Here is a 23109-nt window from a genome sequence, read left to right as displayed (position 1 = left end):
GTTCGACAAGTACACCGGCCTCAAGACGGTCTGGACGGCCTACGCCTGACCGAGGTCGCGTCCGGTTTCCACAGCCAGGTACCCGAGCAGCAGCTCGCGTGTCCTGGCTGCGGACAGGCTGGTGTTGCGCCCGGCGAGATGCAGGCCGTACGCGTCTTCCAGCGCCACGGCGTTCGCCGCGATGTCCGCGACGGGCGACCGCAGCTGGAACGCCCCGGTGTCCTGACCGTGGGCGAGCGCGGCCGAGTACAGCGACACCTCGCGGTCCCACAAGGCCGTCATCAACACCGCGTGCGCCGGGTTGCGCGCCGCGTGGACGTGCATTTCGTACAGCACCCGGCTCAGCGGATCGCCCTCCCCTGCCGGGAGCCCCGCGTCGACCAGCCGCACCAGCCGGCGGACCGGATCGTCCTCGGCTTCCGCGGCGCGCGCTCGCGCCCAGTAGAACCGGTCGACCGCGTCGCGGTGCAGTTCGAACAGCAGGTCGTCGAGGTCCGGGTAGTAGTAGCTGACCGAGCCTGCCGACAGCCCGGCCTCCTCGGCGACGTCGCGCACGCGGAGCCCGGCCAGCCCCCGCGTCCGGATCGCGCGGGCGGCCGCCGCCACCAGCTCGTCGCGCCGCTTCGCCTGGTCCTTGGGTCGTGCCACGTCCAGGATTATTGATGACGTGCATCGAAAAACCCAGTACCGCTTCCGGAGAACCCGCCCCGTAAGGGCCTTGCCTCCCGGACCGGCAGCGCGCATTCTTTGCGACAGACCGCAAAGAATGAGGAGACGCGCATGGCCCACCCCCTCTCGCGCCTGACCGAAGACGAGGTCGCCCGCAACCGCGCGCTGCTGGCCGGAGCAGGGATCGCGACCGAGAGCACCCGGTTCGCGCTCGTCTCGCTGCTCGAACCGGCGAAAGCGGCCGTGCTGGCCTGGCAGCCGGGCGACCCGGTCGACCGCCGCGTCCGTTCGCTGCTGCTCGACCGGCGGACCGGCGCGGTGCGCGAAACGGTCGTGTCGCTGACCAGCGGCGAGGTCGTGGCCGACCGGGCGGTGGACGTGGTCGCCGAGGGGCAGCCGCCGATCCTGCACGAGGAGTTCGACCTGGTCGAGGAGATCCTCTGGAAGGACGAGGCGTGGAATGCGGCGATGCGCCGCCGCGGCATCGACGAACCCCGTTCGGTCCGGATCTCCGCCCTGAGCGCCGGATGCTTCGACATCCCCGGCGAGACCGGGCTGCGGCTCGTGCGCTGCCTGGCCTTCCTCCAGCTCAACAAGGACGACAACCTCTGGGCGCACCCGATCGACGGCGTCGTCGCCTACGTCGACCTGATCTCCGGCCGCGTGCACGACCTCATCGACGACGGCCCGGCCGACATCCCGCGCACCGCCTACGACTACCACCTCGACGGACCCGTCCGCGACACGCAGAAACCCATCGTGATCACCCAGCCCGAGGGGCCGAGCTTCACTGTCGACGGCGATGTCGTCACGTGGGAGAAGTGGCAGTTCCGGATCGGCTTCAACGCGGTCGAAGGCCTTACCCTGCACCAAATCGGCTTCCAGGACGGCGACCGGCTGCGTCCGGTCGTCTACCGCGCGTCGGTCGCCGAGATGGTCGTGCCGTACGGCGATCCGAGCCCGGTCCGGTTCTGGCAGAACTACTTCGACGCCGGCGAGTACTCGCTGGGCAAGGAGGCCAACTCGCTGACGCTTGGCTGCGATTGTCTCGGCGAGATCCGCTACTTCGACGCCGTCCTGCACGACGACGACGGGCATCCGCACACCATCGCGAACGCGATCTGCATGCACGAGGAAGACGCTGGCGTGCTGTGGAAGCACACTGACCACTACAACGGCAGTGTTTCCACCCGTCGGCAGCGTCGGCTGGTCATCTCGTTCTTCGTGACGGTCGGCAATTACGACTACGGCTTCTACTGGTACCTCTACCTCGACGGCACGATCGAACTCGAGTGCAAGGCCACCGGGATCGTCTTCACCTCGGCCTTTCCGGCCGACGACGACTACCCGTGGGCCGCCGAAATCGCCCCGGGCATCGGCGCGCCGTTCCACCAGCACCTGTTCTCCGCGCGGCTGGACATGATGGTCGACGGCCTCACGAACGCCGTCGACGAAATCGACGCGCAACGCGTCCCTATCGGCCCGGGCAATCCGCACGGCAACGCTTTCACCCGCAAGATCACCAGGCTGGCCAAGGAATCCGAGGCCGCCCGGCTCGCCGACGGCAACCTCGGCCGCACCTGGCGGATCAGCAATCCCGAGTCTCGCAACACCCTCGGCAAGCCCGTCGGGTACACGCTGCATCCGGAAGGCCTGCCGCCGTTGCTGGCCGACGACGCGTCCTCGATCGCCCGCCGCGCCGCCTTCACCCGCAAGCACCTCTGGGTCACCGCGTATGCCGAGGACGAACGCTTCCCGGCGGGCGAGTACGTCAACCAGAACGACGGCAACACCGGCATCGACACCTGGATCCAGGCCGACCGCGACCTCGACGGCGCCGACCTCGTCGTGTGGCACACCTTCGGGCTCACGCACTACCCGCGCACCGAGGACTGGCCGATCATGCCCGTCGACCACACCGGGTTCACGCTCAAGCCCAGCGGATTCTTCGACGTCAACCCCGCGCTGGACACGCCCGCGCCGAAACCGCAGCATCCCGGCTGCTGCCACTGAGGCAGGATGTCGGCATGAGCGAGCCTTCCTTCACCCTCGTGCAGCTGCGCTATTTCGAGGCGGCGGCGCGGCACCTGAGCATGACGGCCGCGTCGAAGGAGCTGATGGTTTCGCAGTCGGCCGTTTCGACGGCGATCGCGCAGCTGGAGAAGGAAATGGGCGTGCAGTTCCTGCTGCGCCACCACGCCCGCGGGCTCAGCCTGACCACCGCCGGCGAGGAGTTCTACAAGCGGGTGCTGGATTTCCTCGCGCACGGCGCGGAGCTGGTCGAAACCGCGCGGCAATCCGGCACCGACCTGGTCGGCACGCTCACCGTAGGCTGCTTCACCACGCTCGCGCCGTTCCGCCTGCCGAGCCTGCTGGCCGAGTTCGAGACCCGGCATCCGCGTGTGCACGTGTCCCTGCGCGAGGGCGAGCACAAGGCGCTCAAGGCCGCGTTGCGAGCCGGCGAGACCGAGCTGGCGATGCTGTACGGCTACGACCTCGACGACGACATCGACCGCGAGGTGGTCGGCACCGCCGCGCCGTACGCGCTCGTCTCCGAGGACCATCGGCTCGCCCGGCGGAAGAGCCGCAAGGTGTCGCTGCACGAGCTGGCGGAGGAGCCGATGGTGCTGCTCGATCTGCCGCACAGCCGGGAGTACCTGCAGTCGATCCTGAGCGACGCCGGGGTGGCCCCGCGGGTTCGGCACCGGACGAGCGGATACGAGACGGTGCGGGCGCTGGTGGCTTCCGGGCACGGATTCGCGTTGCTCAACCAGCGTCCGCCTGCGGACACGACTTACGCGGGGGCGAGCGTGGTGCCGCTCGCGCTGACGGACGACGTTCCGTCGCTGGATATCGTGCTCGCGACGATGCGCGGGGTTCGGCTGACCCGGCGGGCGCAGGAATTCCGGGAGCTGTGCCGCGCGCAGTACTCCTCCTGAGCGAACATCCGCGTCAAAGCAGCCGTTCCAACGCCCGGCGCGCGCGGGCCGCCGCCTGGCCATCGGCGTGCAGCTGCCGGAAATGGTTCAGCACCAGCATGATCGCGACGATCTCGTAGAGCAGCTGCACGACGATGCGCGGACCTCAACTCACCCGGCGGGCGCAGGAATTCCGCGCGCAGTACTCCTCCTGAGCGAACATCCGCGTCAAAGCAGCCGCTCCAACGCCCGACGCGCGCGAGCCGCAGCCTGCACATCGCGGTGCAGCTGCCGGAAATGGTTCAGCGCCAGCATGATCGCGACGATCTCGTAGAGCAGCTGGTCGATGTCCGTGTCCGGCGGCAATTCCCCGAGGCTCACCGCGCGCCAGATGTTGACCCGCAGCTCCCGCTGCCAGAACGCGCTCATCCGGACGACGGCGTCGCGCACCGGTCCTTCGCGGCCGTCGAACTCGGCCGCCGCCGCGGTGAAGAAGCAGCCGCCGGGCAGCAGGTCGCGTTCCAGGTAGGAGATCCAGGCCTCCCCCGCCGCCCGGAGGTAGGGCAGGCCGCGCGGGACACCGCGGGCGCGTTCGGGCACCTCGCGGACGAACAGTTCGGCGGCGGCGTCGATCACGGCCAGCTGCAGGCTCTCTTTGGTGCCGAAATGGCCGATCACGCCCGCCTTGCTCATCCCCAGCTCGGCGGCGAGCCGCCCGATGGTCAGCCCCTCCAGGCCTTCGGCGGAGGCGAGCACCAGGCCGAGGTCGAGGATGCGCTGCCGGGTGTGGCGGGTCTCGGCGGCGGTCTTCCGGGGACTCATGAAACCACTATAGATTACGAACGATCGGTCGCTATATTGAGCCGGACCCCGTGAGGAGACCCAGATGCCCGCTTCCCGCATCACCGCGCTCGGCCACCACCAGCCCGCCCGCGTGCTGACCAACGCCGACCTCGAAGACATGGTCGACACGACCGACGAGTGGATCCGCCGCCGCACCGGCATCGCCACCCGGCACATCGCGGACGGCTCGGTCGCCGACCTGGCTACCGAAGCCGCCGCGAAGGCACTCGCCGGGGCCGGGCTCGACCCCGGCGAGATCGGCCTGGTCGTGGTCGCCACCTGCAGCGCGATCGACCGCTGCCCGTCGATCGCCGCCCAGGTCGCGGGCCGTCTCGGCATCCCGGCCGCGGTATGTTTCGACCTCAACAACGGATGCGCCGGCTTCTGCACCGCGCTCGCCGCCGCGGACCACGCCGTCCAAGCCGGTGCGGCCCGGCACGCGCTGGTCATCGGCGCGGAGAAGATGTCGGACATCACCGACTGGACCGACCGCAGCACCTGCGTCCTCCTCGGCGACGGCGCGGGTGCCGCAATCCTCAGCGCGGCGGACGCTCCGGCGGTCGGCCCGGTCGTCTGGGGCTCCGACCCGACGCGCCGGCAGCTGGTCCGGCTCGTGGACGAATGGCAGCCCGCGTTCGCGCAAGACGGCCAGTCGGTGTTCCGCTGGGCGACCCAGGAGCTGCCCGCCGTCGCGGCGGAAGCCTGCGCTCGCGCGGGCATCGCCACCACCGACCTCGCCGGGGTCGTCACCCATCAGGCGAATCTGCGGATCATCGAGGCGCTGACCGCCCGGCTCGAACTGCGCGAGGACGTGGTGATCGGCCGTGACGTGGTGGATTCCGGCAACACGTCGGCAGCGTCCGTCCCGCTCGCACTGTCCAAAATGGTCTCGCGCGGCGAGCTGCCGTCCGGCGGGCCGGTGCTGCTGTTCGCCTTCGGCGGCGGGCTCTCCTGGGCCGGACAGGTCGTGACCTGTCCGTGAAGGACCTGGGATCCGCTCGTTCTCGGCGAAAACGGTCCAGGTCAGCGTCCGGCACCGCATTCATTCCCGGGTGTCGGACCGCTGGCTCGCCGCCGTCGAGGGCTGGCTCTGGTACCCGCGCTGAATCGCCACGTGATCGGCCACGAACCTCGCGTCGTGCCAGACACCCCAAATGAAACTCGACCCGCGCCGCGCCAGCCACGGCAAGCCGATGAAGTACACGCCCGGCTCCACCGACACTCCGCGACGGTGCTTCGGCCGTCCGTTCTCGTCGAAGGCGTCCACCTGCAGCCAGCTGTAGTCGACGGCGAACCCCGTGGCCCAGACGATCGAGGTCACCCCGGCCGCGGCCAAATCCAGTTCCAGCAGCGGATCGGTGACGCACGCCGGGTCCGGGCCCAGGTCGCGGGCGGACGGTTCCTCGGGCAGGTCGAGGCCGTTGCGGGCCACGTAGGCGTCGGCTTCGTCAAGCAGGGCAAGGTAATTCTCGTCGCCCGCCGCGATGTTCTTCGCCAGGTCGGTCGCGAAGCTGAGCTTGCCTTCGGCATAGGCACCGGTCATGCCGACGAGCGTGATGCCGAGCCCGGCCAGTGCACGGAAGTCCACGGTGTGCCCGCCGCGAGCGCCGCTCACCGCGATGGTGACGTGTTCCGCTCCGGCGGGCGGCGTCTCGGCGTCCCACTTGCCCAGAACGCCCAGCCACCAGCAAAAGTCGCGGTCGCGGTAGCTGCGCGGCGGCCGGTCGTGCGGGCCGACGGACAGGTAGACCTCGCGTCCGGCGCGGCGGAGTTCCTCCGCGATCTGCACGCCTGACGAACCCGCGCCGACCACCAGCACCGCGCCTTCGGGAAGCTGCCCGGGGTTCCGGTACCCGCTGGAGTGCAACTGCACCGGTCCGGCATCGGCGGGCACGATCGGCGGGATCACCGGACGCTGGAACGGGCCCGTCGCGGCGATGACGTACCGGGCGTCGAGGGCGCCGTCCGAGGTTTCGACGCGGAATCCGGGCCTGCCCTCGTGCCGGCGCACGGACGTCACCTCCACTCCAGTGCGGACCGGAGCGGCGATTTTTTCCGCGTACGCCTCGAAATAGTTCGCGACCTGCTCCTTCGACGCGAACTCGCCGGGGGCCACGTCGGGGAATTCCAGGCCGGGGAACCGGTCGTGCCACGCCGGGCCGTTCGCGACGAGCGAGTCCCACCGTTCCGAGCGCCAGCGTTCGGCGATCCGGTTCCGTTCCAGGACGACGTGCGGCACGCCGCACTCGCTCAGGTGCTCGCTCATCGCCAGGCCGGCCTGTCCCCCGCCCACGACGAGGGCCTCCACCTGTTCGCTCGACATCCCAGACCTCCGCTCCGGCTCCGGCGCGGTTCAGCGCCGCCTCCCCGGATCCTCACGGCCCGCACTGCCCGTGTCCAACAGATGTTTCCGGCACTCAAGATCTGATTTCCCGATGCAGAGTGCATCGATCCAACAGATGCATTGGTCCGGAAACATCTACTGGACAGAACCTCGGCGGCGCGGTCAGGCTGAGGCGTCCGACGACCGCCGCACGGAAGGCCCCGCAGTGACTGTCCACCGTCGCATCCGCCCGTTCAACACGCGGGACACCTACCCGGAGCAGAACCTCGACAACGACCTGTGCCAGGCCGTCGTCGCCAACGGCACGGTCTACGTGCGCGGCCAGATCGGGCAGGACCTCGACACGAGCGAATCGGTCGGGATCGGCGACGTCGCCGCGCAGGCCGAACAGGCGATGGCGAACATCAAGATGCTGCTCGAAGAAGCGGGCAGCCGGATGGAGCATCTGGTCAAGCTCACCATCTACCTGGTCGACCCGCGCTACCGCGAGGCGGTCTACCGCACCGTCGGGCGCTGGACCAAGGGCGTGCACCCGATCTCGACCGGCGTGGTCGTGTCCGCGCTCGCCCGGCCGGAGTGGCTGTGCGAGATCGACGCCATCGCGGTGATCCCGGAGGAGGAAAAGTGACCTTTTCGATCGTCGCCCGCGACACGTCCGGCGGCACCGTCCGGTTCGGCATCGCGGCCAGCTCGTCCAGTCCGGCGGTCGTCGCCCGGGTCGCGCACTTGCGCCCGGGCCTCGGCGCCGCGGCCTCGCAGAACATCACCGACCCGCGGCTCGGCGGACGGCTGCTGGACCGGCTCGCCGAGCACGGCGACCCGGAGAAGGCGCTGGCCGAGGTCACGTCGGCGGCGGAGCACATCGAGTACCGGCAGCTGACCGTGCTCGGCCAGACCGGGCCCGGTTTCGCTTACAGCGGCTCGAAAACCCTCGGCACGCACGCGTCAGCGACAGCGGACGGCGTGGTCGTGGCGGGCAACATGCTGGCGGGCGACCACATTCCGCGGTCCATGGTGGACGCTTTCGCCGACTCGACGGGCGAGCTGGAACAGCGGCTCGTCGCGGCGATGCGGGCCGGGCTCGCGGCGGGCGGCGAGGAAGGCCCGGTGCGGTCGGCCGGGCTGGTCGTGGTGTCCGGGGCGGACTGGCCGGTTACCGATCTGCGCGTGGACTGGGCGGACGAGCCGATCGAGCAGCTCGCCGAGCTCCTCGACGTCTGGCTCCCCCAGCGCGACGACTACGTCACCCGCGGCCTGAACCCCGCGGCCGCGCCGTCCTACGGCGTGCCGGGAGACGAGTGATGGCCACGCCCAAAGCGGCCGCCCGCGCCGTGGTCGAGCGGCACGCCGCCGAGCTGATCCAGCTGTCCGAGCGCCTGCACGCGGATCCGGAAACCGCGTGGGAAGAGCATCGCGCGGCCGCCGCGGTGCCGGAACTGCTCGACCGGGCCGGGTTCGCGGTCACGGCGAAGTACCTCGGTCTGGACACCGCGTTCCACGCCAGCTTCGGCTCCGGGCCCAAGCGGATCGCGCTGTGCGCCGAGTACGACGCCCTGCCCGGCCTGGGCCACGCGTGCGGGCACAACCTCATCGCGGCCAGCTCAATCGGGGCCGCGCTGGGTCTCGCCCAAGTCGCCGACGACCTCGGGATCACCGTCGAGGTCTACGGAACCCCGGCGGAGGAGGGCGGTGGCGGGAAGATCGAGTTGCTGGAGCGCGGCGCTTTCGCGGGGGTCGACCTCGCGATGATGGTGCACCCGGCACCGGTCGACGTCGCCGAAGCGCGGCCGTTCGCCGTCAGCCACTCGAAGATCTCCTACACCGGCAAGTCCGCGCACGCGGCCGCGTATCCCGAAGCCGGGGTCAACGCCGCCGACGCGTTCACCGTCGCCCAGGTCGCGATCGGCCTTCTGCGGCAACAACTTCCGGCCTCGGCACGCGTGCACGGGATCGTGACGCACGCCGGGGACGCCCCCAACGCGATCCCCGAGCACGCGTCCGGCCGGTGGTACGTACGAGCCGAGACGCTGGCGGAACTGTCCGAATTGGAGCCACGCGTCATGCGGGCCTTCGAAGCCGGGGCACTCGCCACCGGTTGCGAGCTGAGCGTCGAGCCGGAGAGCAAGCCGTATGCCGAATTCTGCGCCGATGAACCGGCTTTGGCCGCCTATCGCGCCAACGCCCTCGAACTCGGCCGCGAGTTCGCGCCGGACGGCACGGCGTCGCGGATGAACCGCGCGTCCACCGACATGGGCAACGTCTCGCAGGTCGTGCCCGCGATTCATTCCTACATCGGCATCGGGTCGCTGCCCGCGATCAACCACCAGCGCGAATTCGCCGCGCACTGCGTCGGCGGCACCGCCGAGCGCGCCCTGCTCGACGGTGCCATCGCGCTGGCGTGGACCGGCGTCGACCGCACCCTCTGAACCTCCTGCACCGGGAAGGACACCGATGTCCAGCACCCGCTCCGAGCACGACATGCTCGGCGAAATCAGCGTGCCCGGCGACGTCTACTACGGCGCGCACACCGCCCGTGCGCTGGTCAACTTCCCCATCACCGGCGAAACCCTCGCCGACCGGCCGCATCTCGTCGCCGCGCTCGCCACCGTCAAGGAGGCCGCCGCGCGGGCCAACGCGGAGGTCGGGGCCCTCTCCCCGGAGCGAGCCGCGGCGATCGGGCAGGCGTGCGCGGAAATTCGGGGCGGTCGGCTGCACGACCAGTTCGTCGTCGACCTCATCCAGGGCGGTGCCGGGACGTCGACGAACATGAACGCCAACGAGGTCATCGCCAACCGCGCCCTGGAACTGCTCGGCCACGCCCGCGGCGAGTACACCAAACTGCATCCGCTCGACCACGTCAACCTCGGCCAGAGCACCAACGACGTCTACCCCACCGCGGTCAAACTCGCCCTCGACCGGCATCTCGCCGAACTGCTCGCCGCGCTCGCCGGGCTGCGGGAAGCCTTCGCGGACAAGGCGATCGAGTTCGCCGACGTCCTCAAGATGGGCCGCACCCAGCTGCAGGACGCCGTCCCGATGACGCTCGGCCAGGAGTTCGGCGCGTTCGCCGCTACGCTCGGCGAGGACGAACAGCGGCTCGCCGAAGCCCGGTTGCTGCTGCACGAGCTGAACCTCGGCGGCACCGCGATCGGCACTGGCCTCAACGCGCGTCCCGGATACCGCGAGCGGGCTGTCGCGCACCTGCGCGAGCTGACCGGCATCGCGACGCTCGTCTCCGCGCCCGACCTGATCGAAGCGACCCAGGACGTCGGCGTGTTCGTGCAGCTGTCCGGCGTGCTGAAACGCGTGGCGGTCAAAATGTCCAAGATCTGCAACGATCTCCGGTTGCTCTCGTCCGGGCCGCAGGCCGGGTTCGGCGAGATCGAACTGCCCGCCCGGCAGGCCGGGTCCTCGATCATGCCGGGCAAGGTCAACCCCGTCGTCCCGGAGACGGTCAACCAGATCGCCTTCGAAATCATCGGCCACGACGTGACGATCACGCTCGCCGCCGAGGGCGGGCAGCTCCAGCTCAACGCCTTCGAACCGATCATCGCGCGAGCGCTGACCGCCGGGCTCGACCACCTCACCGCCGGCGCCCGGGTGCTCGCCGAACACTGCGTACGCGGCATCACCGCGCGCAGGGAGCACCTCGCCGATCTCGTCGCCACCTCGACCGGATTGGTCACCGCGCTGAGCCCGGCGCTCGGCTACGAAACCGCGTGCGGGCTCGCCCTGGAAGCGCACCAAACCGGACGCCCCGCCTTGGAACTGGTGCGGGAACGGCGGTTGCTGACCGACGACCAGGTGGGTGCGCTGATCACCCCGCAGGCCCTCACCGGCGGGCCGTCCCGCACGTGAACACGGTGTTTCGCCGCCGTCAGCCCCTCGTATCGGCACAGCTCAGCGCTTCTGCATAACTCGAACCGATGCATTGCTTTGCTTATTACTTCTTGTTAGATGCCGTGGGCCGCTCTTAGCGTCCTCCCGGAGAACCGGTCCAAGGAGGCCATTCATGACCGCATCCGACGCCTCTCCGGCGCCCGACCTCGCCGAACAGAGCGCCGATCCCGCCACGTTGCGCCGCAGCGTCGCGGCCGGTGCCGTCGGCGTCTTCGTGCACTGGTTCGACTGGGCCGCTTACGCCTACCTCGCCGGCACCATCGCCTCGGTCTTCTTCCCGGCGGGCAACTCGACCGCGGGCCTGCTCGCGGTGTTCGGCGTCTTCGCGGTGTCGTTCGGGATCCGGCCGGTCGGCGCGCTGATCTTCGGGCCGCTGGGCGACAAGATCGGCCGCAAGCGCACACTGTCGGTGGTCATCTTCGTGATGTCCGGGGCCACGCTCGTGATCGGCCTGCTGCCGGGCTACTCGACGATCGGCATCGCGGCCCCGATCCTGCTGGTGCTGCTGCGCCTGTTGCAGGGCCTCGCCGCGGGCGGCGAATTCGGCAGCGCGGCGAGCTTCCTCGCCGAGTACGCGCCGCGGCGGCGGCGCGGGTTCGGCGTCAGCTGGCTGGAAGTCGGTTCGCTGCTGGGCTTCCTCGCCGGTTCGTTCGTGTTCCTGCTGCTGTCGATCGGCCTGACGAACGCGCAGCTGGCGTCGTGGGGCTGGCGCGTCCCGTTCCTGATCGCCGCGCCGCTGGGCATCATCGGGTTCGTCATCCGCAGCAAGATCGAGGACACGCCCGAGTACCGCGCCCTCGAAGCGACCGACAACGTGCCCCGCAGCCCGGTCCGGGAACTGTTCCGCCACAACAAGAAGCAGCTGCTCCAGGCGGCCGGGCTGATGACGATGATGCACGTGCCGTTCTACGCCGTGCTCACCTACCTGGTCACCTACGAGACCGACTACCTCGGCCACTCGTCCGGCAGCGCGGCGGCACTGTCCACGGTGATCTCGCTCGTCGGGCTGGTCCTCGTGCCGTTCTTCGGCCGCCTTTCCGACCGGGTCGGGCGACGGCCGGTCCTGATCGGCGCGGGCGCGGCGCTGTTCGTCTTCGCCATCCCCGCCTACCTGCTGATGCGCACCGGCCTCGTCGGCACCTGGATCGGCGGGCTCGCCCTCGGCGCCATCCTGGCGGCGATCCTCGGCACCTACGCGGTGTGGTCGGCGGAGATCTTCCCGACCCGCACCCGGCAAAGCGGACTGTCCATCGCGTACAACATCACCGCGGCGCTGTTCGCGGGCACCGTGCCGTACCTGATGACCGTCCTGATTTCCGCGACCGGCAGCACGCTCGTGCCCGGCCCGTACCTGATGGCCGCCGCGGCGGTCGGTCTCGTCGCCGCGTTCTCGATGCGCGAGACCGCCGGAACCCCGTTGCTGCACAAGGAAGACCTGGAGAACACCGAAGCCTGACTCCCTCCCTCGATTCACCAAAGGCGGTGAAGCGTGTCCGAACCCACCTTCGTCAACAGCGAATCCGGAAACCTGCGCCGGAATCTGCGCCGGATCGACTCGATCTTCCTCGCGATCGCGGCCATCATCTCGGTGGACACCATCGGCCAGATCGCGACCTCGGGGGCGGAGGCGGTCACCTGGACCGCCGTGCTCCTCGTGCTGTTCCTGTTCCCGTACGGCCTGGTCATGGCCGAACTGGGGAGCGCGTTCCCGGCGGAGGGCGGGCCGTTCGTCTGGCTGCGCCTCGCGTTCGGGAAGCTGCCCGCCGCGCTCGGCACGCTGCTGTACTGGATCACCAACCCGGTGTGGCTCGGCGGATCGATCACCTTCCTCGCGGCGGCGACCTGGCAGCAGTACCTCGTGCCGGCCTCGCCGGGCGGGTTCGCGGACTACGCGTTCAAGCTGGTTTTCATCTGGCTGGCGATCCTCGGCGCGGTGGTGAGCCTGCGGTACGGCAAGTGGTTCATCGCCGCCGGGGCCTTGCTGAAGGTCGGGCTCGTGGTGCTTTTCGCCGTCACCGCGGCGATCTACGCGGCGCGCAACGGCGTCCACGGCTCGCTGGCCTTCTCCCCCACCATCGGCGGATTCCTCGCCGTGGTCCCGGTTCTGATGTTCGCCCTCGTCGGGTTTGAGGCGCCCAACGGCGCCGCGGAGGAGATGCACAACCCGCGGCGCGATGTCCCGATCACGGTCGGCGTTTCCGGTCTCGTGTCGGCGTTGTGCTACCTGGTGCCGGTTTTCGGCATCGTCCTGGTGATGCCGCCGGACAAGATCAACGGGCTCGGCGGGTTCCTCGACGCGGTGCGCCAGGTGTTCTCCGTCTACGGCGGCGCTTCGGACGCGATGCTGACGCTCGCCGCCGTCGTGTTCATTTTCGTCCTGCTGAACCAGGGCTGCTCGTGGATGATCGCCTCGGACCGCATCCAGGCGATGGCCGCGGTCGACGGCGCATTCCCGCGGTGGTTCGGGGCGTTCCATCCGAAGCTCAACACGCCGTTGCGGGTCAACCTGCTCTCCGGCGTGGTCGCGACCGCGTTCACGGTGGTGGCGACGATCGTGCAGAGCAGTTCGGCCTCGGCGGTGTTCGCGGTGGTGCTCAACATCGCGGTGAGCACGCTGCTGCTGTCGTACCTGCTGATCTTCCCGACAATCCTGGTGCTGCGGCGGAAATACCCCGCGGCGGACCGCCCGTTCCGGGTTCCCGGCGGACGGATCGGGCTGTGGGTCAGCTCGGTGCTGATCTACGCGTGGATCCTGCTGGGCGCGTGGCAGACGGTGGTGCCTGGGGTGCTGGACCGCGCGCTCGGGGTGCCCTACGACTTCGAGGGCACCTGGGGCGTGTCGCGGCTGACCTTCGAGCTGTTCACCGCTGGCACCCTGGCGGTGCTGATCGGGTTCGGGTTCGTCGGCTACCTCGTCGCCCGCAGGCAACCCGCGCCGGTCGCGGAAGTCCCGCAACCGGCGTAGGAGTCAGACCTTCCGGCCCACCACACCGGCCACGCACCGGGCGGCGTCGCTCAGCGGCTTCAGCCTCGGACCGTCCTGCCACCACTCGTCCGCCACGGACAAGCCGGGCCCGTCCGTCCGGCTCGGCGGGAGCAGTTCGAGACCGGGCAGCATCGCCTCGATCTCCGCGCGGGTCCGGAACCGCCCAGCGCCCAGCGGTCCGGACACGAGGATCTCCTCGATCCGCTTCGCGACCGCGGTCAGCTCCGGCACCTCGGGGTCGTAGAAGTGCGCCATGGCGACGTACGAACCGGGCGCGAGTGCGTCGATGTACTCGCGCATCACCTCGACCGCGCCGTCGCCCTCGTAGTGGTGCATGGTGCCGATGTGCAGGAGCGCGACCGGCTCGGAGAAGTCGATGTACTCGCGCACGGTTTCGTGCCGCAGCACGGCCCGCGGCTCGAAGATGTCGGCCTCGACCATGTGCGTGAAGTCGTTGTCCTCCAGCAGCGCGCGGCCGTGCGCGAGCACCACCGGGTCGTTGTCGACGTACACCACGTGCGCGTCGCGGTGGTAGCGCTGGACGATCTGGTGGGTGTTCTCGGCGGTCGGCAGGCCGGAACCGCAGTCGAGGAACTGGCGGATGTCGGTCTGGCTCGCCAGCATGCGCAGCACGCGGTTGTGGAAACCGCGGTTGCCGCGGGCGATGTGCACCGCCTCCGGGACGGCCGTGCTGATCTTCTCCATCACCGCGCGGTCCACCTCGTAGTGGTGGCTCCCGCCGAGGAACCCGTCGTAGATCCGCGCGATGCTCGGGCGGTTCGGGTCCACCCCCACCGGCACCTGGCTGGGCGACAACGGGGACGACGAGCCGGTCATGGACACCTCGCGGAGCGGTCGGTCGGCAGTGACCTACTCAGAGTAGTACTGCCGCTCAGCCGTGCCAGCGGCGCGGCCCGTCGCCCCACTGCTCCATGTACGAGCTGACCGCCGAGCGGAACGCGTCTTCCATCGAGTCGTGGGACTGGTTCTGGCCGTCCTGCTGCGGGTTCTGCGTCGGCTGGACGCGCGGCGGCGCGGTCGTCGCGGGACGGCTGCTGGCCCGGATCACCGTGTCGCGCACCTGGTCGCTCGCCGGTGCCGGGGACGCGCTGAGCGTGCTCACCGCGGGCGGCGCGGACGACGTGGTGCGGACCGGAGCGGGCGGCGGCTGCACCGGCTGCGAGTCCGTCCCGCCGGACGCCGACGGCCACAACGCCCACGAGCCCAGCCCCGCGCACACCACCACCGCGGCGCCGGCGAAGAGGCCGTAGCGCGGCTTTCGCTGGGCGGGCGGCGCGGTCTCGGCGGCCAGCGCGGGCGGGTCGGCGACGGGCGCCGGGCCGCGTTTGGCGAGCTGTTCGGCCGGGGAGCCGGTCGAAACGTCGAGGACCCCGCCGAACGCCGAGGTCGGTTCGTCGGCGCTGTCGGCCCGGCGGCGCACCAGCGGCGGGGGTTCGCTGCCGTCGATCCGGGGCATCGGCGCCGTCTCGGACAGCCGCACGAGATTCGCGACCGACTCGAGGTCGCTGCCGGACTCCGGGTTCCCCATCCAGACCTCCACCCCTCCGGGGCCGCGCGTCCGCGGCGCTTCCGGCGCGCCAGATCCTAGGGACCCCCGGTCCGCGCTGTAAACCCGGCTCGGGCGTGATCCAGTACGCTCGACGGGTTTCCGGCCCGGGGAGGAGGCCCGCGATGCGGCCGTTTTCGGTCGAACCCGACGCGACCGGCATGCTCGACGCCGGCGACGGACAGCAGATCTACTGGGACGCCAGCGGCTCCGGCAAGCCGGTGCTGTGCGTGCACGGCGGCCCCGGCGGAGGCGGCGGCAGCTTCGGCCGCAGCGGCTTCGACCCGGAGAAGTTCCGCGTCGTGGTGTTCGACCAGCGCGGCTGCGGACGGAGCACGCCGAGCGTCGCGGACCCGGCGGTGAGCCTGGAGCACCAGACCCTCGACCGCCTGATCGCCGACATGGAGCGGCTGCGCGTCCACCTCGGCTTCGAGAACTGGCTGCTCTACGCCGGTTCCTGGGGCGCGACGCTCGCGCTGGCCTACGCGCAGCGGCATCCGGAACGGGTCAGCGGCATCGTGCTGGTCGCCGCGTTCACCTCGTCGCCGGACGAGATCGACTGGCTCTACCGCGACGTCCGGCGGCTGCTGCCCGCGCAATGGGAAGCGTTCCGGGCAGGCGCGCCCGACCCGGACGGAGACCTCCTCGCCGGGTACGCGCAGCTCCTCGCCAGCCCGGACCGCGCGGTGCAGCTCCGCGCCGCCCGCGATTGGTGCGCCTGGGAAGACGCGGTGATCTCGCACGAATGGGTCGGCGGACGAACCGGCCAGTTCAGCGCGGGCCCGGACGACGAACTGATCACGCTCGCCCGCCTCTGCGCGCACTACTACCGCCACCACGCCTGGCTCGAGGACGATCAGCTGCTGCGCGACATCCACCTGCTGCACGGCATCCCGGCGGTGCTGATCCACGGACGCGCCGACCTCAGCGCACCGCTGCGGAAAGCGTGGCAGCTCGCCCAGGCATGGCCGGACGCCGAACTCGTCGTGATCGACGACGCGGGGCACACTGGCAGCCCGTCGATGGGAACGGCAGTACTGGAAGCGATCACCCGCTTCGAGGACCGCTAAGCCAGCACGCGATACCGCAGCCTCGTCCCCCGCTGCGCCAGCAACTCCAACCGCACCGGCGGGCCCGGCCGTTCGAACAACCGCACCCCGCCGCCGAGCAGCACTGGCATCACCACCACCACGACCTCGTCCAGCAGGCCAGCCTCCAGGCAAGCCCGCCCGACCGAAGCGCCCAGCACGTTCACCGTCTTCTCCCCCGCCGCCGCCCGCGCCGTCGCGACACCTTCCTCCAGCGAGGAGCAGAACGTCACCCCGGGCACCGCTGGCGCGTCAGCCCGGGTCAAGACCACCTGCGGCCCGTCCCAGCCGCCGCCGAAAGCCTTGCCTTCGCCCTCAGTGCCGCGATACGGGTCGTCGCCGGAGAACGTCCGGCGGCCGACCAGCAGCGCGCCGACCTCCGCGGCCAAGTCGTCGGCGGCGTCCCCGGTGTACGGCGCGAGCCATCCCATGTCCCCGCCGGGCCCGGCGATGAACCCGTCCAGCGACATCGCGGCGGAGTACAGCAGCTTTCCCATCTCAGCCCCTTCCGTTTGCCGTACCGACTCCCGGAAGGGCCGAAACTCATCGGTCAGCCGGACAGCGCGCGCCAAGCCTCCCGGCGTTCCCGCTGCCGTTCCGGATCCGCCACCGGAGCCGCCGCGACCAATCGGCGCGTGTAGTCCTCCCGCGGCGAGCCCAGCACCGACGCCACCGGGCCCTCCTCGACCACCTTGCCGTGGTGCAGCACGACGACCCGGTCCGCGACCCGCTCCACCACCGCCAGGTCGTGGCTGATGAACAGGCACGCGAAGGCCAGTTCCCGCTGCAAGTCCGCCAGCAGGTCCAGCACCGAGGCCTGCACCGAGACGTCCAGCGCGCTCGTCGGCTCGTCCGCGATCAGCAGCCGCGGCCGCAGCGCCAGCGCCCGCGCGATCCCGACCCGCTGCCGCTGCCCGCCGGACAGTTCGTGCGGGTACCGGTTGCTCCAGCCCGGGTCCAGGCGCACGGCGGCGAGCAGTTCCGCGACCCGTTCCCGGTGCTCGCCGCGTTCGCCGTGCACCACCAGGGGTTCGGCGATGCTCGCACCGATCGTCGCGCGCGGGTTGAGCGCGGAGGCCGGGTTCTGGAACACGATCCCGATCTGCCGCCGGATCTCCCGCCGCTGCCGGGCCGACGCGCGCGCGACGTCCACGCCGTCGATCCGCACGGAGCCCGCCGAGGGAGCGACCAGACCGGTCAGCACGGACGAGATCGTGCTCTTGCCGGAACCGGATTCGCCGACGAGACCGAGCACCTCGTCGGTCCCGATCGTCAGCGACACGCCGTCGACCGCGCGCACCGGCGGGGCGCCGCCGCCGACCCGGTAGGTCACCGCGAGATCCTCCACCGACACCAGCGGAGCCGACGCCGGCCGCACCGCACCGCCGGGCGCGGAACCCAGCGACAGCACCGAATCCAGCAGCTCCCGCGTGTAGTCGGCTTGCGGCGAGGCGAACAGCCCGGCCGCGGTGTTCTGCTCGACGACCCGGCCCTCGCGCAGCACCACAACCCGGTCCGCGACGTCCGCGACCACGCCCATGTCGTGCGTCACCAGCAGGATCGCCGTGCCGAGCCGGTCCCGCAGCGACCGCAGCAGCTGCAGGATCCCGGCTTGCACGGTGACGTCCAGCGCGGTCGTCGGCTCGTCCGCGACCAGTAATTTCGGGTCGTGGATCAGCGCGATCGCGATGACCACCCGCTGCAGCTGCCCGCCGGACAGCTCGTGCGGGTACGCCCGCAGCACGCGCCGCGCGTCCAGTTCCACGAGCTCCAGCAGTTCCCGGGCCCGCTCGCGCGCCGCGGCCCGCGACACCTTCCGGTGCGCCCGGACCGCGTCCACGAGCTGCGTGCCGATCCGGAACACCGGGTTCAGCGCGCTCATCGGCTCCTGGAACACCATGCCGATCTCGCCGCCGCGCACCGCGCGCAGCGCCGGACCGTCCACTGTGTACAGATCGCGGCCGTCGAGCACCGCGGAGCCGGTGACCGTCGCGGTGTCCGGCAGCAGGCCGAGCAGCGACAGCGCGGTGACCGACTTGCCGGAACCGGATTCCCCGACGAGGGCGACGACCTCGCCGGGGCGCACATCGAATGTCACCTCCCGCACCGCTTCGGCGGAACCGAACCGGACGGAGACGTCGCGCAGGGAAAGCAGCTGCTCGGACACGGGATTACTTCGCCAGGCCCATCTGGAGGTAGTTCGGGTACGCGGGGAACGCGCCGATCGCGAAATTGCCGACCTTCGCGCCGTGCAGGAACGAGTTGCGCGTGTAGATCAGCGGGACCACCGGCGAGTCCTGCATGATCCGCTTGTCGGCCTTCGCCCACAGCTTCCCGGCCGCGGCCGGGTCGACCGTGCCCTGTGCCTGCGTGATCAGCGCGTCCACCTCGGGCACCGAATAGCGCGACTCGTTGTACCCGCCGTTGCCGATCTCCGACGTGCCGAACAGCGGCTCGATGTTCGCGTTGGCGCTCGGGAAGTCCGGCTGCCACGAACCCAGCGTCAGGTCGTAGTTGCCGTCGTTGCCGGTGACCAGCGTGGTCCACGCCTCGTCGTCGAGCGGGCGCAGCTTCGCGCGGATGCCCGCCCGTTGCAGCGCGGCCTGGATCGCCTGCGCCTTGTCCGCCTCGTTGTTGGCCGTCGACACCGGGAAGTCCAGGTTGTCGATGCCGTTCGGGAAACCCGCTTCGGCGAGCAGCTGCTTCGCCTTCGCCACGTCACCGTTCGGCGGGGCCGGGTAGAGGTCGTACACCTCGCGCCCGGCGATGCCCTCGGTGATCAGCGTCGTCGCGATCGGACCGGCCAGGTCCGCGCTGCCCGCGGCGGCGACCTGGTAGGCGGTCTTGTCCACGGCGTACTGGAACGCCTGGCGCACCTTGGGATTCGCCAGCGGGCCGCGCTTGGTGTTCAGCGCGAGATAGGCCAGCGCGCCCGACTTCGACGTGACGAGCTGGTTCTTCGCCGCCGGGTTCGTGCGGATCTGCGCCAGCTGCGCCGGGTTCACGAACGACGAGCCGAACGCGAACGCGTCGTTGCCCTGGCTGGCCAGCAGCCGCTTCGCGACGACGCCGGTGTCCTGGCCCATCTGGATCACCACCGAGTCCGGCAGGCCGGTGCGCGCGAGGTCGGTCTTGGCGTCCCAGTTCGGGTTCCGGACGAACTTGACCTGCACGCCCTTCTGGTACGTCTCGACCTGGTACGGGCCGGACGCGACCGGCTTCGTGTCGTAGGTCGCGTCGGTGCCCTTGCCCTTCGGCACCGGCGCGAACGCGGGCATGCTCGCGATCCACGGCCAGTCGCCGTACGGGCGGGCCAGGCGGAACACGATCGTCTTCGGGTCCGGCGTCTCGATCGACGCCAGTTCGCCGCCCTTGAACGGGCCCTTGTAGCCGGGGCCGCCGGCGAGCAGGTTCTTGTGGTAGCCCAGTCCGCCGGAGAACGCCGAGTCGAACGACCGCTCGATGCCGTACTTGATCTCGGCGCTGGTGATCGGCGTGCCGTCGGCCATCTTCAGGCCGTCCTTGAGCGTGTAGGTCCAGGTCTTGCCGTCCGCGCTCGCCCGGCCGGTGTCGGTGGCGAGGTCCGGGACCACGGTCGCCGGGCCGTCCCCGGCGGTCTTCCACGCGGTGAGCCTGCGGTGGACCAGGCTGATCGTGGTGATCGCCAGGTTCTGGCTCTTCGCCGGGTCGAGGTGCTGCGAGGTGGTGTCGCTGAGGATGTACAGCGTGCCGCCGGACGAAACCGCGACCGCTCCCCCGCCGCCGGACTGCTCGTTCGCGTTGCACGCGGCGAGGAACGCCCCTGCCCCGGTGACCGTGGCGGTGATGCCGAGCGCCTTCAGGAAGTCCCTGCGATCCATGGTTTTTCCGTTCCCTTTCTCACGAACCGAGCCGAGCGCGGGGGTCGAGGACCCCGTAGAGCACGTCCACCGCGAAGTTCGCGAGGACGACGAAGAAGGCGGCGAACAGGCTGACGCCCATCAGCACCGGCAGGTCCACCTGGTGCACGGCGTCGACGAGCAGCCCGCCGAGCCCGGGCAGCGCGAACACCCGCTCGGTGATCACCGCGCCGCCGAGCAGCGCGCCGAGGTCGACCGCGAACACCGTCACCACCGGCAGCAACACGTTGCGCAGCGCGTATTTCCCGACGACCGTCCGCTCCGGCAGGCCGACCGCCCGCGCGGTGCGGATGAAGTCCTCGCCCATGATTTCGAGCATCTGCCCGCGCGAGAGCCGGGCGTACACCGCGGCGTTGATGAACGCCAGCACCAGCCACGGCAGCACGAGGTGCCACGCCCAGTCGACCGGGCTTTGCGCGAACGTCACGTAGCCGCTCACCGGCACCACGTCGAGCGTGAAGCCGAACAGCAGGATTCCCAGCAGCCCCACCAGGTACGCGGGCGCGGACACCCCGGCGAGCGTCACCGTCATCGCGGCCCGGTCGGCGAACTTCCCGCGCCGCAGCGCGGAGAACACCCCGGTCGCGACCCCGGCGATCAGCCAGATCACCGACGCGCCGATGGCCAGCGAGACGGTGATCGGCAGCCGGTCGCCGATCAGCGTCAGCACCGGTTCGCTCTGCTGGAACGAATAGCCGAAGCAGGGCGCGGAGCAGACGATCGCCGTCACGCCGGCGCCGAAGGTGCGGCCGGTGAAGATGCCGCCGAGGAAGTCGAAGTACTGCTGGATCCACGGCTTGTCGAAGCCCATGAACTCCCGCGCCAGCGCCAGGTTCTCCGGCGTGCACGGCTTGCCGCAGGACATGTACGCCGGGTCGGTGGGCAGCAGGTAGAACACCGCGAAGGTGCCGAAGCTGACCACGAGCAGCACGCCGAGCATGCCCAGCAGGCGGATGCCCACGAAACGCAGGGTGCGGTTCACCGGCGCACCGCCGTCTTCGGGTCGAGGGCGTCGCGCAGCCCGTCGCCGAGCATGTTGAACGCGAGCGTCGCGACGAACAGCGCGGCGCCGGGGAAAATGAGGAACATCGGATCGGTCTGCACCCAGTTGATCGCGTCGCTGATGGAACGGCCCCAGCTCGGCGTGGGCGGCGGGATGCCGACGCCGAGGAACGACAGCGCGGCTTCCAGCCCGATGTTGGCCGGGATGCTCACCGTCGCCAGCACGATGATCGGCGCCCACAGGTTCGGCAGCAGTTCGCGGCGGAAGACGTGCACGCCGCCCGCGCCGAGCGCCCGGGCCGCCTTGACGAAGTCGCGGTTGCGCAGGCTCAGCGTCTGCGCGCGGACCACCCGGGCCACCCGCGGCCAGCCGAACAGCCCGATCACCGCGATCAGCAGCAGCGGCCGCGGGATCGACTGCGGGGCGACCGCGCCGAGCGCGATCATGAAGATCAGCTGCGGGAACCCGAGCAGCACGTCGGTCACCCGGCTCACCGCGGTGTCCCACCAGCCGCCGAGGTACCCGGCGCTCGCCCCGAGCAGCACGCCCAGCAGCATCGACACCGCGGTCGCGGCGAGCCCGATCAGGAACGACGTGCGCGCGCCGTACGCGACGACCGCGAAGAGGTCCCGTCCGGTCAGCGGTTCGACGCCGAACCAGTGGCTGCCGCTGATGCCGCCGAGGAATCCCGCGCCGGTGCCGTCGGCCGGATTGAGCAGGTCGGTGTGGTACGTGTACGGATCCTGGCCCTCGATCAGGGCGAGCAGAGGAGCCGCGAGAGCGGTGACGATCACCAGCACGATGACGACCGCGCTGGCTTGCGCCCAGCGGTCGTGCCGCAACGCGCGCCACAGGTTCCGGGAGGCCGGAGCGGCCGCCGGGACCCCGGCGCCGCCCGGCGACAGGATGTCGGACAACGGTTCCCTATGCAGATCAGCGTTACTTGACGACGTGACAGTAAAGAACCCGAAGGAAATTCACCACGACGGCGGTGCCCTTCCCGGATCGTGAGACGCCGGCAAGATCGCACCTCCCCCGGGAATACGTGGTGTTCGCGCAGGTCACCGGCGGTCGCGCGGCCCGGGCCAGTGTGCCGTGCGGACACCTGTCCGGCCAGCCTTGTTGTCACCCGTTCGGACGCAGTCTCGGGACGGTCGGCTGACTCCGTTTGTGCCGCCGCCCGCCCGGCACTGGACTGGGCGCACGTAGCCAGTCTCCTGTGGACGGAAGGACCCGCCGATGTCTCGCTGCTCGCGCAAGCTGGCCGGAGTGCTCGTTTTCGCGGCCGTCTTGCTGGTCAGCCCGCCCGCCTCGGCGGCCGGTGCGGCAGTGAACGGCGGCGACGCGATGTACACCGTCTCGCCGGGCCCTGGGCGCGAGCCCTACTACTGCTCGGCCGGGTTCGCGATCCTGGTCAAGGACGTCCGTTACCTCCTCACCGCGGGGCACTGCACCGAGCACGGGCTCGACTGGAAAGACATCGGGCGCAATGTGGACAGCCACTTCCCGGTGACCGACTACGGCCGCGTCGAGGACCGCTCCGGTTCCGGGCACAGCCAGGTCGATCTGTACAACGGCAGCACCCAGCGGATCCTGCGCGCAGGCACCCCGCAGGTGGGGCAACTGGTGTGCAAGAGCGGCATGACCACGAAGAAGACGTGCGGAAAGGTCCTGGGCCTCAACCAGACCGTGAACTTCGGCGACGGCAAGCAGGTCGTCGGGACGATCGCCACGGACATCCCGGTCGGGGCCGGCGACAGCGGCGGCCCGTTGTTCCACGCCGGGGTCGGGTACGGGGTGCTGTCCGGCGGGAACAACCAGGTCAGCTTCTTCCAGCCGTTGCCTCCTGTGCTCGCCGCCTACGGAGCAACGCTCGCCTGAGCGCGCTGTGC

At 70.4% G+C, this 23109-nt stretch carries 21 protein-coding genes; 11 read left to right on the top strand and 10 right to left on the bottom strand.

The genetic code is table 11. The annotated features are described in order from the left end of the window. Positions 1-39: 39 nt before the first annotated feature. Complete coding sequence (locus FKO37_RS24965; RefSeq protein WP_238605944.1) at positions 40-648, bottom strand: TetR/AcrR family transcriptional regulator; 609 nt, start codon at positions 646-648, stop codon at positions 40-42. A gap of 99 nt (positions 649-747) precedes the next feature. Here FKO37_RS24965 and FKO37_RS24960 point away from each other — a divergent pair, with 99 nt between their 5' ends. Next, positions 748-2682: a primary-amine oxidase gene (locus tag FKO37_RS24960; protein ID WP_374204392.1), complete on the top strand. Its 1935-nt coding sequence runs from the start codon at positions 748-750 to the stop codon at positions 2680-2682. Positions 2683-2696: 14 nt separating this feature from the next. After that, positions 2697-3608: a LysR substrate-binding domain-containing protein gene (locus FKO37_RS24955; protein ID WP_238605942.1), complete on the top strand. Its 912-nt coding sequence runs from the start codon at positions 2697-2699 to the stop codon at positions 3606-3608. 207 nt (positions 3609-3815) lie between these two features. On the opposite strand, the gene FKO37_RS24950 is transcribed toward FKO37_RS24955, so the two are convergent. Further along, entirely contained in the window at positions 3816-4409 is a 594-nt protein-coding gene (locus FKO37_RS24950) for a TetR/AcrR family transcriptional regulator (protein ID WP_238605941.1), read from the bottom strand. 64 nt (positions 4410-4473) lie between these two features. Between FKO37_RS24950 and FKO37_RS24945 the strand changes: the two genes are divergently transcribed. Beyond that, the gene (locus tag FKO37_RS24945; RefSeq protein WP_238605940.1) at positions 4474-5412 is read left to right on the top strand and encodes a beta-ketoacyl-ACP synthase III; all 939 of its coding nucleotides are present in this window, start codon (positions 4474-4476) and stop codon (positions 5410-5412) included. A gap of 60 nt (positions 5413-5472) precedes the next feature. On the opposite strand, the gene FKO37_RS24940 is transcribed toward FKO37_RS24945, so the two are convergent. After that, positions 5473-6753 (bottom strand): NAD(P)/FAD-dependent oxidoreductase, encoded by a 1281-nt coding sequence (locus FKO37_RS24940; RefSeq protein WP_238605939.1) that lies wholly within the window; start codon positions 6751-6753, stop codon positions 5473-5475. Positions 6754-6979: 226 nt separating this feature from the next. On the opposite strand from FKO37_RS24940, the gene FKO37_RS24935 reads away from it, so the two are divergent. The 6 genes from FKO37_RS24935 (at position 6980) to FKO37_RS24910 (ending at position 13639) form a co-directional block, all read left to right on the top strand. Continuing rightward, positions 6980-7402 carry a RidA family protein gene (locus FKO37_RS24935; RefSeq protein ID WP_037805786.1) on the top strand — a complete coding sequence of 141 codons (423 nt, stop codon included), beginning with the start codon at positions 6980-6982 and terminating at the stop codon, positions 7400-7402. Further along, positions 7399-8076, top strand: a complete 678-nt coding sequence (locus tag FKO37_RS24930) for a DUF1028 domain-containing protein (protein WP_238605938.1) — start codon at positions 7399-7401, stop codon at positions 8074-8076. The genes FKO37_RS24935 and FKO37_RS24930 overlap by 4 nt, the downstream gene beginning before the upstream one ends. Further along, the gene (locus FKO37_RS24925) at positions 8076-9200 is read left to right on the top strand and encodes a M20 family metallopeptidase (protein ID WP_238605937.1); all 1125 of its coding nucleotides are present in this window, start codon (positions 8076-8078) and stop codon (positions 9198-9200) included. Before FKO37_RS24930 ends, FKO37_RS24925 begins: the two co-directional genes overlap by 1 nt. A gap of 25 nt (positions 9201-9225) precedes the next feature. Continuing rightward, positions 9226-10632, top strand: a complete 1407-nt coding sequence (locus FKO37_RS24920) for an aspartate ammonia-lyase (protein ID WP_238605936.1) — start codon at positions 9226-9228, stop codon at positions 10630-10632. Positions 10633-10786: 154 nt separating this feature from the next. Further along, on the top strand, positions 10787-12130 hold the full coding sequence (locus FKO37_RS24915) for an MFS transporter (protein ID WP_238605935.1): 1344 nt from the start codon (positions 10787-10789) through the stop codon (positions 12128-12130). A gap of 33 nt (positions 12131-12163) precedes the next feature. Then, the gene (locus FKO37_RS24910; RefSeq protein WP_238605934.1) at positions 12164-13639 is read left to right on the top strand and encodes an APC family permease; all 1476 of its coding nucleotides are present in this window, start codon (positions 12164-12166) and stop codon (positions 13637-13639) included. A gap of 3 nt (positions 13640-13642) precedes the next feature. Here FKO37_RS24910 and FKO37_RS24905 read toward each other — a convergent pair whose 3' ends face one another. Together FKO37_RS24905 and FKO37_RS24900 are read right to left on the bottom strand one after the other, a co-directional pair. Beyond that, positions 13643-14497 (bottom strand): SAM-dependent methyltransferase, encoded by an 855-nt coding sequence (locus FKO37_RS24905; RefSeq protein WP_238605933.1) that lies wholly within the window; start codon positions 14495-14497, stop codon positions 13643-13645. Positions 14498-14552: 55 nt separating this feature from the next. Next, on the bottom strand, positions 14553-15209 hold the full coding sequence (locus tag FKO37_RS24900; RefSeq protein ID WP_238605932.1) for a hypothetical protein: 657 nt from the start codon (positions 15207-15209) through the stop codon (positions 14553-14555). 143 nt (positions 15210-15352) lie between these two features. On the opposite strand from FKO37_RS24900, the gene pip reads away from it, so the two are divergent. Continuing rightward, positions 15353-16297, top strand: a complete 945-nt coding sequence (gene pip, locus FKO37_RS24895; protein WP_037805776.1) for a prolyl aminopeptidase — start codon at positions 15353-15355, stop codon at positions 16295-16297. On the opposite strand, the gene FKO37_RS24890 is transcribed toward pip, so the two are convergent. From FKO37_RS24890 to FKO37_RS24870, 5 genes are read right to left on the bottom strand one after another with little or no spacing between them, the layout of a single operon-like run. Then, positions 16294-16812 (bottom strand): dihydrofolate reductase family protein, encoded by a 519-nt coding sequence (locus tag FKO37_RS24890; RefSeq protein WP_037805774.1) that lies wholly within the window; start codon positions 16810-16812, stop codon positions 16294-16296. The genes pip and FKO37_RS24890 overlap by 4 nt on opposite strands. Before the next feature lie 53 nt (positions 16813-16865). Then, positions 16866-18482, bottom strand: a complete 1617-nt coding sequence (locus FKO37_RS24885) for an ABC transporter ATP-binding protein (RefSeq protein ID WP_238605931.1) — start codon at positions 18480-18482, stop codon at positions 16866-16868. A gap of 4 nt (positions 18483-18486) precedes the next feature. Then, a complete protein-coding gene (locus tag FKO37_RS24880) occupies positions 18487-20175 on the bottom strand; it encodes an ABC transporter substrate-binding protein (protein ID WP_037805771.1) in 1689 nt (562 codons plus the stop codon). 19 nt (positions 20176-20194) lie between these two features. Beyond that, positions 20195-21196 (bottom strand): ABC transporter permease, encoded by a 1002-nt coding sequence (locus FKO37_RS24875; protein WP_238605930.1) that lies wholly within the window; start codon positions 21194-21196, stop codon positions 20195-20197. Beyond that, positions 21193-22134, bottom strand: coding sequence for an ABC transporter permease (locus FKO37_RS24870; RefSeq protein WP_037805769.1), 942 nt, complete (start codon positions 22132-22134; stop codon positions 21193-21195). The genes FKO37_RS24875 and FKO37_RS24870 overlap by 4 nt, the downstream gene beginning before the upstream one ends. A 322-nt stretch (positions 22135-22456) precedes the next feature. Between FKO37_RS24870 and FKO37_RS24865 the strand changes: the two genes are divergently transcribed. Then, positions 22457-23098 carry a S1 family peptidase gene (locus FKO37_RS24865; RefSeq protein ID WP_238605929.1) on the top strand — a complete coding sequence of 214 codons (642 nt, stop codon included), beginning with the start codon at positions 22457-22459 and terminating at the stop codon, positions 23096-23098. Positions 23099-23109: the final 11 nt, after the last annotated feature.

The sequence above is a fragment of the Amycolatopsis sp. Poz14 genome (assembly GCF_006704225.1).
In the GTDB taxonomy this organism is placed as follows: domain Bacteria; phylum Actinomycetota; class Actinomycetes; order Mycobacteriales; family Pseudonocardiaceae; genus Amycolatopsis; species Amycolatopsis nivea.
The sequence above is the reverse complement of the archived record's forward strand: the minus strand, read 5'-3'. Positions and strand labels throughout refer to the sequence as shown.